At 64.4% G+C, this 12,025-nt stretch carries 13 protein-coding genes; 6 read left to right on the top strand and 7 right to left on the bottom strand.

Going from position 1 to position 12,025, the window contains the following annotated elements; genetic code table 11:
- Positions 1–11 precede the first annotated feature (11 nt).
- A complete protein-coding gene (dksA, locus tag LQ956_RS06315) occupies positions 12–419 on the bottom strand; it encodes an RNA polymerase-binding protein DksA (protein ID WP_238621737.1) in 408 nt (135 codons plus the stop codon).
- A gap of 81 nt (positions 420–500) precedes the next feature.
- A complete protein-coding gene (locus LQ956_RS06310) occupies positions 501–1,163 on the bottom strand; it encodes an O-methyltransferase (RefSeq protein ID WP_238629416.1) in 663 nt (220 codons plus the stop codon).
- 147 nt (positions 1,164–1,310) lie between these two features.
- On the opposite strand from LQ956_RS06310, the gene cpdA reads away from it, so the two are divergent.
- Positions 1,311–2,168: a 3',5'-cyclic-AMP phosphodiesterase gene (gene cpdA, locus LQ956_RS06305; RefSeq protein ID WP_238629415.1), complete on the top strand. Its 858-nt coding sequence runs from the start codon at positions 1,311–1,313 to the stop codon at positions 2,166–2,168.
- An 11-nt stretch (positions 2,169–2,179) separates the two neighbouring features.
- On the opposite strand, the gene glgX is transcribed toward cpdA, so the two are convergent.
- Positions 2,180–4,339, bottom strand: a complete 2,160-nt coding sequence (gene glgX / locus LQ956_RS06300) for a glycogen debranching protein GlgX (protein WP_238629414.1) — start codon at positions 4,337–4,339, stop codon at positions 2,180–2,182.
- A 167-nt stretch (positions 4,340–4,506) separates the two neighbouring features.
- Here glgX and LQ956_RS06295 point away from each other — a divergent pair, with 167 nt between their 5' ends.
- From LQ956_RS06295 to ubiT, 3 genes are all read left to right on the top strand, one after another.
- Positions 4,507–5,619 carry an aminoglycoside phosphotransferase family protein gene (locus LQ956_RS06295; protein ID WP_238621741.1) on the top strand — a complete coding sequence of 371 codons (1,113 nt, stop codon included), beginning with the start codon at positions 4,507–4,509 and terminating at the stop codon, positions 5,617–5,619.
- On the top strand, positions 5,619–6,284 hold the full coding sequence (gene murU, locus LQ956_RS06290; RefSeq protein ID WP_238629413.1) for an N-acetylmuramate alpha-1-phosphate uridylyltransferase MurU: 666 nt from the start codon (positions 5,619–5,621) through the stop codon (positions 6,282–6,284). Before LQ956_RS06295 ends, murU begins: the two co-directional genes overlap by 1 nt.
- A gap of 85 nt (positions 6,285–6,369) precedes the next feature.
- Positions 6,370–6,897 carry a ubiquinone anaerobic biosynthesis accessory factor UbiT gene (gene ubiT / locus LQ956_RS06285; protein ID WP_274521505.1) on the top strand — a complete coding sequence of 176 codons (528 nt, stop codon included), beginning with the start codon at positions 6,370–6,372 and terminating at the stop codon, positions 6,895–6,897.
- A gap of 48 nt (positions 6,898–6,945) precedes the next feature.
- Here ubiT and LQ956_RS06280 read toward each other — a convergent pair whose 3' ends face one another.
- A complete protein-coding gene (locus LQ956_RS06280; protein ID WP_238629412.1) occupies positions 6,946–7,746 on the bottom strand; it encodes a thermonuclease family protein in 801 nt (266 codons plus the stop codon).
- 16 nt (positions 7,747–7,762) lie between these two features.
- Positions 7,763–7,966, bottom strand: a complete 204-nt coding sequence (gene rpmE / locus LQ956_RS06275; RefSeq protein ID WP_238621744.1) for a 50S ribosomal protein L31 — start codon at positions 7,964–7,966, stop codon at positions 7,763–7,765.
- Between the two features lie 132 nt (positions 7,967–8,098).
- Between rpmE and rimO the strand changes: the two genes are divergently transcribed.
- Positions 8,099–9,454, top strand: a complete 1,356-nt coding sequence (gene rimO / locus LQ956_RS06270; RefSeq protein ID WP_238629411.1) for a 30S ribosomal protein S12 methylthiotransferase RimO — start codon at positions 8,099–8,101, stop codon at positions 9,452–9,454.
- 264 nt (positions 9,455–9,718) lie between these two features.
- Here the strand turns inward: rimO and LQ956_RS06265 are convergent, their stop codons facing one another.
- The gene (locus LQ956_RS06265; RefSeq protein ID WP_238621746.1) at positions 9,719–10,699 is read right to left on the bottom strand and encodes a malate dehydrogenase; all 981 of its coding nucleotides are present in this window, start codon (positions 10,697–10,699) and stop codon (positions 9,719–9,721) included.
- 77 nt (positions 10,700–10,776) lie between these two features.
- A complete protein-coding gene (locus tag LQ956_RS06260) occupies positions 10,777–11,028 on the bottom strand; it encodes a DUF6489 family protein (RefSeq protein WP_238629410.1) in 252 nt (83 codons plus the stop codon).
- A gap of 108 nt (positions 11,029–11,136) precedes the next feature.
- On the opposite strand from LQ956_RS06260, the gene LQ956_RS15045 reads away from it, so the two are divergent.
- Complete coding sequence (locus tag LQ956_RS15045) at positions 11,137–12,015, top strand: 5'-3' exonuclease (protein WP_238621748.1); 879 nt, start codon at positions 11,137–11,139, stop codon at positions 12,013–12,015.
- Positions 12,016–12,025 lie beyond the last annotated feature (10 nt).

The following is a 12,025-nucleotide window of genomic DNA, read 5'->3' as shown; positions in this document are numbered from 1 at the left end:
TCACGGCCTGATCAGGAGAAGCGCTCGTCGCGCTCATGCCGCTCCTGTGCCTCGATGCACAGGGTGGCGATGGGACGGGCCTCCAGACGGCGTAGGCCGATGGGCTCGCCGGTCTCCTCGCAATAACCGTAGCTGCCGTCATCGATGCGCCGCAAGGCGGCGTCGATCTTGCCCAGCAGCTTGCGGTAGCGATCCCGGGTGCGCAGCTCCAGGCTGGCATCGCTTTCACGGCTGGCCCGGTCGTTGGGGTCCGGCTCCCGCCACTGCTCCTCCTGAAGATTGCGGATGGTCTGCTCCGACTCATCCAGCAGTTCGTCACGCCATTGCAGCAGCTGACGGCGAAAATAGCTCAGATGTCTGGGGCACATGTAGGGCTCATCCGCATCGGGACGATACCCTTCGGGCAGATCGACGTTCATCACGGATCCTCACTGCCGAAAAGACCGGAGAGGGTGAAAGGACGAAGTATACCCTCCTCTTCACCGCCGGGGGAGCAGGGCTCAGCGTTTCCGGGCCACCGTCAGCCCATCCCCGATGGGAACCAGGCTCAGGCTCACCGCGGGGTCCTCATGAATCAAGGCGTTGAAGGCCCGGATGGCCTCGGTTTCCGGGGCATGGTCATCCGGGTCCGCCACTCGGCCGGCCCACAGGGTATTGTCCAGGCAGATCAGCCCACCCTGACGCACCAGCCGCAGGCAGCGACGGTAATAGTGGACATAGTTGGCCTTGTCCGCATCGATGAATGCCAGGTCGAAGGTACCGGCCGCACCGTCCGCCAGCAGGCCATCCAGGGTATCCATGGCCGGGGCCAGCCGCAGCTCGATGCGATCACCCAATCCCGCTTCCTCCCAGTAACGGCGGGCAATCCCGGTCCAGGTCTCGTTGACGTCACAACAGACCATGCGCCCCTCTTCCGGCATCGCACCCGCCATCCACAGGGCACTGTAACCGGTAAAGCTGCCGATCTCCAGCACCCGGCGGGCACCGGTCAACTCCACCAACAAGGCCAGGAACTGCCCCTGTTCAGGGGCCACCTGAAAGTTGTGTTCGGGCAGATGGGCCGTTTCCTCCCGCAGACGCTGGTACAACGGGGGCTCGCGCAGGGAAACCGACCAAAGATAGGCCTGCAGACGCTGATCCAGCTCCGTGGTGAGATTGGACATGCTCATTTGTCTCCAAAAAGACCGATTCCATGCAGCCTGTCAAGGCAGCGTCAAACTCTTTCGTTATACTCGGAAACCAACCTGCCGTACATGCATCAAACTGCCTGAGTATCGATGGAACCCGTTTGGGTCAAGGAGAAGTCGCTTATGAGCCTGAATGGACCCTTCGCAAGACCGCAGCGCATCATTCAGATCACCGACCTGCATCTGCGCGAACGCCCCGGGGATATCATGAATTCCGGCATCAATACGGATCACAGCCTCCGGCTGGTGCTGGAGCAGATCCGCCGCCGGGAAAAGGCGCCGGACCTCATGCTGGCCACCGGCGACTTGGTGCATGACCCGGTCGCTGGCGCCTATCGCCGGCTGCGCACCCTGCTCAACCCCCTGCCCTGGCCCATCCAGTGTCTGGCCGGCAACCATGATGACCCCCAGGTCATGGAGGACGTGCTCTGCAAGGACAACCTCAGCTGCCGCAAGGCCGTGTCCCGGGGCGAGTGGCTGTTCGTCAGTCTGTGCAGCGTCGTGGACGGTGAACCCCACGGCCACCTGGATGAGGGCGAGCTGGCTTTTCTGGATGAAGTGCTCACCCGTCACCCTGCCCGCAACGCCCTGGTTTCCCTGCATCACCCGGTGGTATTCGTAGGCAGCACCTGGATGGATGCCATCAACCTGCGCAACACCGAAGCCTTCTTCCAGGTACTGGACCGGCATCCGCAGGTTCGCGGCGTGTTGTTCGGACATGTGCACCAGCAGGTGGATCAGGTCCGCAACGGGGTCCGGCTCATGGGCACCCCCTCCACCTGCGTGCAGTTCGCCCCCCGCACCCGCAATTTCCAGCTCGACCTCCTGCCCCCGGCCTACCGGCGGCTACAGCTTCACGCCGACGGGCGCATCGATACGGAGGTGGTTTACGCCTTCAGCGAGACCGATACCGACAGCGCGCCCCATCACCCGACGGCGGCGCCCCTGGAAAACGCCGCAGACCGGATCAGCATGGTCTGACCCGGTGACGTTCAGTCGCCGCCGTTCTGCCGCCGCACCGGCCGGCTGGCATTGAGCATCAGCACCACCGCCCGCGCCTGCAGGGGATACACCTCATGGCTGTGAAACATCCGGTGGTCCGGGCGGGGTCCGCGAGGATAGACCGTATCCAGCAGCACTTCCCAGCGGGTACGGGCAGGCTCCGGTGGTAGCCGGAACGAGATCGGCTCGTGGCCGGCATTGAACAGCAGGATCATGTCCGTATCCCGCACCCGGCGGCCGCGCTCGTCATACTCCTCGAAGAGATCACCGGCGATGAACATGCCCAGGCTGCGGGCAAAGCCCTGCTGCCAGTCTTCTTCCTTCATCTCCTCACCGTCAGGGCGCAGCCAGGCCAGATCCTTCACCCCGGCCCCCATGATGGGGCGTCCCTGGAAGAAATGTCGCCGACGCAGGGCGGGATGATCCTTGCGCAGCCTGATCAGATACTGCACGAACGGGATCAGATCCCGGGCATGCTCATCCAGCTCCCAGTCCACCCAGGACAGCGGCGCATCCTGGCAGTAGGCATTGTTGTTGCCCCGCTGGGTGCGCCCGCGCTCATCCCCCGCCAGCAGCATGGGGATGCCCTGGGACAGGAACAGGGTGGCCAGCATGTTGCGCTTCTGGCGCGCCCGCAGATCCAGGATCTCCTTGTCGTCCGTGGGTCCCTCCGCGCCGCAGTTCCAGGACAGGTTGTGGTTTTCCCCATCCCGATTGTCCTCGCCGTTGGCTTCGTTGTGCTTGTGGTTGTAGCCCACCAGGTCTTCCAGGGTGAACCCGTCATGGCAGGTAACAAAATTGATGCTGGCATAGGGACGACGTCCATTGGACTCGTACAGGTCTGAAGAACCGGTGAGACGATAGGCCATGTCACCGATCAGTCCGTGCTCTCCCTTCCAGAAAGCCCGCACGGTATCCCGGTAGCGACCGTTCCACTCGGTCCAGCCCACAGGGAAGTTGCCCACCTGATAGCCCCCCTCCCCCAGATCCCAGGGCTCGGCGATCAGCTTCACCTGGGACAACACCGGGTCCTGGTGGATGATGTCGAAGAAGGCCCCCAGCCGGTCCACCTCATGCAGCTCACGGGCCAGGGCGGAGGCCAGATCGAAGCGGAAACCGTCCACGTGCATCTCCAGCACCCAGTAGCGCAGGGAATCCATGATGAGCTGCAGCACCCGGGGATGGCGCATGTTCAGGGTATTGCCGCAACCGGTGTAATCCATGTAATAGCGCCGGTCTTCGGGAACCAGCCGGTAGTAGGCGCTGTTGTCGATACCCCGGAAGGAGAGGGTCGGTCCCAGATGACTGCCCTCGGCGGTATGGTTGTAGACCACATCCAGGATCACCTCGATCCCCGCCGTGTGGAGGGTCTTCACCATGGTCTTGAATTCGTTCACATGACCGGAAGCGCAGTAGCGCATGTCCGGCGCAAAAAACCCCATGGAGTTGTAGCCCCAATAGTTTCGCAGCCCCTTCTCCACCAGGTGCCGGTCATCCAGAAAGGCCTGCACCGGCATGATCTCCACCGCCGTCACGCCCAGACGCTGCAGATAGGAGATCACCGGCGCCGTGGCCAGGCCCGCATAGGTCCCCCGCAGGGCGGTATGGACATGGGTGTGCAGCGCAGTAAACCCCTTCACATGCAGTTCATAGATCACCGTCTCATGCCAGGGGGTGCGGGGCGGCCTGTCATCCCCCCAGGTGAAGGCGGTATCGATGACCTGGCACTTGGGCATGCCGGTAGCCGAGTCGCGGCGATCCATGAGCAGGTCTTCCCGGCTGGAACCGATGCGATAACCGAACAGGGCATCGCTCCATCGCACCTGGCCATGCAGGGCCTTGGCATAGGGGTCCAGCAGCAGCTTGTTGGGATTGAAGCGGTGACCGGCCTCCGGCTCATAGGGGCCATGGACCCGATAGCCGTACAGCAGACCCGGACGGGCCTCCGGGAGATAGCAATGAAAGACCAGGTCCGTCTGCCAGCGCACCTCGATGCGCTCCAGCTCCCGCCGACCGTTGGGGTCGAACAGGCAGAGCTCCACTTTTTCAGCGTGTTCCGAAAACAGGGCGAAATTCACCCCTTCACCGTCCCAGGTGGCCCCGAGCGGATAGGGACTCCCAGGCCAGATCGCCCAGTTGGAATGGGGCATGCAGCATACCTTCCGCACCGAACGGGGTGCGCGCTTGAAACGTACCGGATATTGGCCTGCAGTATAGGGTCCGGCGGAAACCCTCCGCAATCGCGAACCCGCGCTTGGCGAAGCCTGCAGGCGTGTAATAATGAAGGTCCCCCCACCGAAACCCGCCCTGCAAACTGATGAAAACCAGTGCCACCCCCAATACCCGACGCGCCGATCTGCATGCCTGGCTACGGGGAATGATCGGGGAAGACACCCCCATGCCCCGACTGCTGTCCGCCGATGCCAGTTTCCGGCGCTATTACCGAATCTGGGAATACAACCGCAGTTGGGTGATCATGGACGCCCCGCCGGACCGGGAGTCCGCCGGCGACTTCGTGCACATCGCAAAGATCCTCCGGGAACTGGGCCTGAGTGCCCCGCGCATCCATGGCTTTGATGCCGAGCAAGGCTTTCTGCTGCTGGAGGATTTCGGCGATCACACCTTCAGCCGTGCCCTCGCGGACGGCGCCGATGAACACGGACTCTACCGCCTGGCTACCGACGCCCTGATCGCCCTCCACCGGAGCTGGAGCCATCACCATGCCCATCGGATCGAGGCCTACAGCGAATCCGTACTGCTCAACGAGGCCCTGCTACTGCTGGACTGGTACTGGCCGGAAGCCAGGGGCGACCGCTGTCCCGATGAGATCCGCCGGGACTTCGTCACTGCTTGGCAAGGCATCCTGCCTCAGACCGGCGCCCTTCCCCATACCCTGGTGCTCAGGGACTACCATGTGGACAACCTGATGGTCCTGGCCGGTCGCCAGGGGGTCGCCGCCTGCGGCCTGCTGGACTTCCAGGATGCCCTCATCGGCTCGCCCGCCTATGATCTGGTATCCCTGCTCCGGGATGCCCGCCGGGACGTGGACCCCGGGGTGGCCGAGACCATGATGGCACGCTACCGGGACGCCTTCCCCGGTCTGGATGCCACCGCCCTGGACGACAGCTTCTGGATTCTGGGCGCCCAGCGTACCACCAAGATCATCGGCATCTTCACCCGTCTGTGGCGCCGGGACGCCAAGCCCGCCTATCTGCGCCACCTGCCGCGGTTGTGGCGGCTGCTGGAACAGGAACTGGCCCACCCGGCCCTGGCCCCGGTACGGGCCTGGTATGACGCCCACCTGCCCCACACCCACCGTCTGGCCCTGGCCCGCAACGGCATGCACCAGCCCTGGGAGCCCTCGCGCATGAACGGCTTGGCGACGACCCTGCCGGACCCGGCCCCGGGCCTGCCGGAGGCTCGCTACTGATGCACGCCATGATCCTGGCCGCCGGTCGGGGCGAACGCATGCGACCGCTCACCGACCATACCCCAAAGCCCCTGCTGGCGGTGGCCGGACGCCCCCTGATCGAGTACCACCTGTTGCGTCTGGCCACCGCCGGTTATCGGGACGTGATCATCAATCTGGCCCATCTGGGGGAACAGATCCGGGCACACCTGGGAGACGGGGGTCACTGGGGACTGCGCATCCGCTACTCCCCCGAGGACGAGGCACTGGAAACCGGCGGCGGAATCTTTCAGGCCCTGCCGTGGCTGGATTCGAACCCGTTTCTGGTGATCAATGGCGATGTCTGGACGGATCACCCGCTGACGCCGCCGACAATGCCTGCACAGGATCTGGCCCACCTGGTCCTGGTGGACAATCCGCCCCATCACCCGAGGGGGGATTTCCATGAGAACAACGGGCGGATCATGGCGGCGGGCGAGCCCCGCCTCACCTTCTCCGGCGTCGGCTGGTATCGGCATGAACTGTTTGCAGACTGCCGACCGGGGCGCTTCCCGCTGGCGCCCCTGTTGCGCGCGGCGATGATCCAGGGGCGGGTCGGCGGCCGGCATCATCGGGGAATCTGGCAGGACGTGGGGACGGTGGCACGACTGCGGGCACTGGATGACATGCTCGGCAACCCGGCGTAAGACTGGCCGCGTCCCCTCGATACGGGCTAGAATTTCAGGCTACCAAGGACACACCCGTCATACCGCGACAGTCACAGGTATTGCCATGCATCTTCCCAAGCCCCCCATCCTGCTGCCCCTGGGCGCCGGCCTTCGCCTGCTTCCGGACGCCGTCCATACCCGGGTCTTCTCCGCCCTCATGAATCACATGCTCAAGGGTCAGCCTGCGGCTGATGAACTGGGTCCGCTGGAAGGCAAGCGCATCTGCCTGGCGGTGACCGATCATTCCGGCAGCATCTGTTTCCGGGTCAAGGATGGGGGCGTCACCCACTGGGACTGCAAGGCAGCGAATGACTGGGACGTGCGCATTCGGGGTCGTCTGGAAGACTTCTGGCGCCTGGCCACCCGCAGTGAAGACCCGGACACCCTGTTCTTCAGCCGACGACTGGATCTGGAGGGGGAAACCGAGGCGGGCCTGTACCTGAAAAACCTGCTGGACACCGCCGAACCGGACTGGGAAAGCCACATCCACGCGGTGCTGGGGCAGCGTGCCGGCGCCAAGGCCGTGAAGATGCTCAACCACCTGGGCCTGGGCCGTTACCTGCCCGGAGGCCTGCACCCCACCGGCCACTGACACGAGAGGCCCGCGCCGGGGGATGCCCGGCGCGGGCCGGTGTGCAGGTCAATCCAGAATCTGCAGATCCGACGGATGGCGGATGCGGATGCGCGCCTGGCCCCGGTGACTGTAGACCAATCCCCGCCCCATCACCTGCCGCCCCTGAAGCACCGCCGGGTCCAGCCCCGGGAAATGAATCATATCCTCATGATCGATGCGGAAGGCCACATTCCCCTCCAGATTGATCCAGTGGGAACGCTGACTCTCTCCCAGACGCACCACCCGGCCCTCCACCTGCCGGAAACCCTCGGTATCCGGGGGTAACTCCTGCGAATTGAACACCCGCAGATGTTCCTGCTCCCAGATCTTCAGCCCGGCCTCGCGGGCCTGGGCCTCCGCATCCCGGTAGCACTGCAGATTCCAGTCGTTGGGGGGGATGGTCAACGCCACCGCCAGACCACGGGCCAGCAGCTCGGCGTGGATGGACTTGCCGTCCGGGGTGAACAGGTGGGCGAGACGCCGTCGGTAGTGATCCCGACGCTCACGGTCAAGCACCAGCAGCACCTGATGGTCATGGGCCTCCAGGATCTCGATCAGGGCATCCCGGGCCTCGTGGCCGAAAGGTTCGGCACTGTTTTCCCGCCGGAATATCTCCGGGGTATCCAGGCCGATCATGCGCACCCGGGTACCGTCGGAGAGGCGCACGGTATCCCCGTCATAGACATGATTGACCCGGGCCTGCTCCACCCGCCCCGCCGGGCCGCCGCAGGCATCGGGCAGCGTCACGGCCTGGGCCATGCCCGCCACGGACGCAACAAGGGCGCCGACCAGCAGCGCCCCTGTTTTCAAACCGGTCAATCGAGCCACGAAATCCGGCCCGATCTTACATTCCGTAACGACGACGGAACTTGTCCACCTGGCCGGCCGTATCGACGATCTTCTGCTTGCCGGTATAGAACGGATGGCAGGCGGAGCATACTTCCACCTGCAGGCTGTTACCGGCCTGGGTGGAACGGGTGGTGAACGTGTTGCCGCAACTGCAGGTCACGGTGACATCGTGGTAATCGGGATGGATATCCGCCTTCATGCAAGCACCCTCGAAAGCCTGTATAGCGCTAAGAAAAGAGCGGCAATATACTGGATGATCCCATCAGATACAAGGCGCGCGTGGATGGGCAGCCATTTTGGCCCCCCCCGCCGCCCCTTTTGCGAGTCATCCGTGAACCAGCTTTCCTCCGCATTGCCTCCCCGCGTCGGTTTCATCAGCCTGGGCTGCCCCAAGGCCCTGTCCGACTCAGAACGCATCCTCACCCAGCTGCGCGCCGAAGGCTACGGCGTCTCTCCCAGCTACGCCGATGCCGACCTGGTGGTGGTCAACACCTGCGGCTTCATCGATGCCGCCGTCACCGAGTCCCTGGAGGCCATCGGTGAGGCCCTGGCGGAAAACGGCCGAGTCATCGTCACCGGCTGCCTGGGCGCAGACGCAGACAAGATCCGCGACCGCTTCCCGAACGTGCTGTCCGTCTCCGGCCCCCATGCCTACGAACAGGTCATGACGGCGGTACACGCCCATCTGCCCGCCCCCCACGCCCCGTTCGAGAGCCTGGTCCCACCCCAGGGAGTACGCCTCACCCCCCGGCATTTTGCCTACCTGAAGATCTCCGAGGGCTGCAATCACCACTGCAGCTTCTGCATCATCCCCCGCTTTCGCGGTGATCTGGTCAGCCGCCCCGTGGGCGAGGTGATGCAGGAGGCGGAGAACCTGGTGGCCGCCGGCGTCAAGGAGCTGCTGGTCATCTCCCAGGACTCCGGCGCCTACGGGGTGGACGTGAAATACCGCACCGGGTTCTGGGGCGGCAAGCCCCTGCGCACCCACATCCAGAGCCTGGCCGAGGCCCTGGGCAGCCTGGGGGTCTGGGTGCGGATGCACTATGTCTACCCCTACCCCCATGTGGATGACCTGATCCCGCTGATGGCGGAGGGACGCATCCTGCCCTACCTGGACATCCCCCTGCAGCACGGCAGCCCCCGCATTCTCAAGGCCATGCGCCGCCCGGCCGCCGCGGAACGGGTGCTGGAGCGAGTTCGGCAATGGCGCGAAGTCTGCCCCGACATCACCCTGCGCAGCACCTTCATCGTCGGTTTTCCGGGAGAGACGGACGAAGACTTCGAAACCCTGCTGGACTTCATCCGTGAGGCCCGACTGGACCGGGTAGGCTGCTTCACCTATTCACCGGTGGACGGCGCCCCCGCCAACGAGCTGCCCGGCGCGGTGCCGGAGTCCGTCAAGGAGGCGCGCATGGCCCGATTCATGGAGGTACAGGCCGGCATCAGCGAGGCCCGGCTGGCGGAAAAGGTGGGGCGCCGGATGCGGGTGCTGGTGGACGATCTGGACGAGGACGGCACCGCCATCGCCCGCTCCAGCGCAGACGCACCGGAGATCGACGGCCTGGTCTTCGTGGAAGATGGGGAGGCACTGCGACCCGGAGACTGGGCCGACGTGGAGATCATTGACGCCTCGGAACATGACCTGTTTGCCCGGCAAACAGAGGGGACCGCCGGTCCGGCAAATTAAAGATCCGCCATTCCCTTCTCATCCGTCATTCCCGCGAACGCGGGAATCCAGCAGTGCTCAGCCCAACCTGGACTCCCGCTTTCGCGGGAGTGACGACGAGGGTGGGAACAGACCGCTTACACAAACGCAGCCCCGCTATTCCCTTGCACATCCGTCATTCCCTTACACCCGTCATTCCCGCGAACGCGGGAATCCAGTCACGGATGTTGAAAAAATCCCGAACGCCCCCCTTCTCCCCCAAGGAGACAAGGGGGGCGAAAACCCTCAGGGCAGCAGATGCGCCACGCCGTCGCGCTCTTCCCGCAGCTCCTGCTCCGTCACGGTCATGCGCCCGCGGCTGAACTCATCAATCTCCAGGCCCTGCACGATGCTGTAGTCGCCATTCTTGCAGGTCACGGGGAAGGAGTAGATCAAACCTTCCTCAATGCCGTAGCTGCCGTCGGAAGGCACGGCCATGCTCACCCAGTCACCATCCGGCGTGCCCAAAGCCCAGTCACGGATGTGATCGATGGCGGAGCCGGCCGCAGAAGCGGCGGAAGAGGCACCACGGGCCTTGATGATCGCGGCACCGCGCTGCTGCACGGTGGGAATGAAGTCACCCTCATACCAGTCCCTCGCCACCAGACCGGAAGCGGCATCACCCTTCACGGTGGCCTGACTGATATCCGGATACTGGGTGGCGGAATGATTGCCCCAGATGATCATCTGACGGATGTCCGTGGTGGCGGCACCGGTCTTGCCGGCCAGCTGGGCCAGGGCCCGGTTGTGGTCCAGACGGGTCATGGCGGTGAAGTTGCGCGGATCCAGATCCGGTGCATTGCGCTGGGCGATCAGGGCATTGGTATTGGCAGGATTGCCCACCACCAGCACCTTCACCTGACGGCCGGCCACCGCGTTCAGGGCCTTGCCCTGCACGGAGAAGATCGCCGCATTGGCCTCCAGCAGGTCCTTGCGCTCCATGCCCGGACCACGGGGACGCGCACCCACCAGCAGGGCGTAATCCGCATCGGCAAAGGCCTCTTCCGGCTTGTCGGAGATCACCGTACCGGCCAGCAGCGGGAAGGCACAGTCTTCCAGCTCCATCACCACGCCACGCAGGGCATCCATGGCGGGGGTGATTTCCAGCAACTGAAGGATGACCGGCTGGTCCTTGCCGAGCATGTCGCCGGAGGCGATGCGGAACAAGAGGCTATAGGAGATCTGGCCAGCCGCGCCGGTGACGGCAACGCGCACGGGGTTCTTCATGAAACTACCTCCAGAGTACTCGATAGGATGAACAAGGCCGGAATTCTAGCAGAAAGCATGCTCAGGCAATGGGACGGTCATTTCTTTTCGGAATCACTACCGCTCTGGGTAAAAGCCTGCCAGAACAACTTCTGCATGGCATCCATATTGGCGATGCCGCTTTGCAGCATGGGCTGCATGAGGGTCAGGGACTCATAACCCTGCTGACCCTCACGGATACGCCGGGCCAGATCATCCATCATTTCCTTCTGCAGCGGCGCCACATCGGGCAAGCCGAGAAAGGCACGCAATTCTTCCGGAGTGGCATCCAGCTCCACGGTCACCTTCATGACAACTCCTTCGCCGCGCAGACGGCGTTTGGGGGTAAACCCGCAAGGTAACAGATATCGCCCGCACTTGAAGCCATCCCGCACGGCCCGGCCTGATACAATCCCGCCGTGAACACACCCACCTATCTCATCGACACCAGCATCTTCATCTTCCGGGCCTGGTTCGCCCTGCCCGACACCCTCACCTGCCCCCGGGGGCAACCGGTGAACGCAGTCGTGGGTTTCATGAATTTCGTCCGCAACCTGATGCGGGAAGAACACCCCGAACGGATTGCCTTCGCCTTCGACGAAAGCCTGGGCAGGCACTATCGCCAGGCCATCTACCCCCTGTACAAGGCCCATCGCCCCCCGGCCCCGGAGGCCCTGAAACGCCAGTTCCGGCTCTGCCGTGAACTGCTGGATGCCCACGGCCTGACCACCCTGTCCAGCCGGGAATACGAGGCCGACGACCTCATCGGCACCCTGGCCACCCGCGAACGCCGGGCCGGGCATCCGGTGATCCTGGCCACCGGCGACAAGGACCTGACCCAGCTGGTGACCGACGGCGACCTGTGGTGGGAACCGCGCCAAAACCGGCGCCTGGACCCCGGCGGCATCCGCAAGATGCTGGGCGTCCGCCCGGACCAAGTAGCAGACCAACTGGCCCTGGCGGGCGACAAGGTGGACAACATCCCCGGCATCCCCGGCGTGGGCATGACCACGGCCGCCCGCCTGCTCAGACGCACCGACACCCTGGAAGCCCTGCTGGCGGACATCCCCGCCGTGGCCCACATGCCCATCCGAGGCGCCAGGCGACTCATGGGGCTGATCGAAGCCCACCAGGACACCGTGCGCCTGGCCCGGCGGCTGACGGGCATTCATTGCCAAGTACCGCTACCCGAAGGACTGGACCTGCGGCCCGGCCCCGATGACGAAACCCGGTGGCGCGCCCTGTACGCGGAACTTGGCCTGGACGGAACCCCGGTCACCCAGGCACTGTCCCTGTAAATCGATCGCT

This window comes from Ectothiorhodospira lacustris, assembly GCF_022227845.1.
Taxonomy (GTDB): Bacteria; Pseudomonadota; Gammaproteobacteria; order Ectothiorhodospirales; family Ectothiorhodospiraceae; genus Ectothiorhodospira; species Ectothiorhodospira lacustris.
The sequence above is the reverse complement of the archived record's forward strand: the minus strand, read 5'-3'. Positions and strand labels throughout refer to the sequence as shown.

Coding starts and splice junctions, on each gene's coding strand:
- rpmE (WP_238621744.1), bottom strand. CDS start 7,966: ATGAAGGCGGATATCCATCCCGATTACCACGATGTCACCGTGACCTGC.
- LQ956_RS06310 (WP_238629416.1), bottom strand. CDS start 1,163: ATGTCCAATCTCACCACGGAGCTGGATCAGCGTCTGCAGGCCTATCTT.
- dksA (WP_238621737.1), bottom strand. CDS start 419: ATGAACGTCGATCTGCCCGAAGGGTATCGTCCCGATGCGGATGAGCCC.
- ubiT (WP_274521505.1), top strand. CDS start 6,370: ATGCATCTTCCCAAGCCCCCCATCCTGCTGCCCCTGGGCGCCGGCCTT.
- LQ956_RS06295 (WP_238621741.1), top strand. CDS start 4,507: ATGAAAACCAGTGCCACCCCCAATACCCGACGCGCCGATCTGCATGCC.
- LQ956_RS06265 (WP_238621746.1), bottom strand. CDS start 10,699: ATGAAGAACCCCGTGCGCGTTGCCGTCACCGGCGCGGCTGGCCAGATC.
- glgX (WP_238629414.1), bottom strand. CDS start 4,339: ATGCCCCATTCCAACTGGGCGATCTGGCCTGGGAGTCCCTATCCGCTC.
- LQ956_RS06260 (WP_238629410.1), bottom strand. CDS start 11,028: ATGAAGGTGACCGTGGAGCTGGATGCCACTCCGGAAGAATTGCGTGCC.
- murU (WP_238629413.1), top strand. CDS start 5,619: ATGCACGCCATGATCCTGGCCGCCGGTCGGGGCGAACGCATGCGACCG.
- cpdA (WP_238629415.1), top strand. CDS start 1,311: ATGAGCCTGAATGGACCCTTCGCAAGACCGCAGCGCATCATTCAGATC.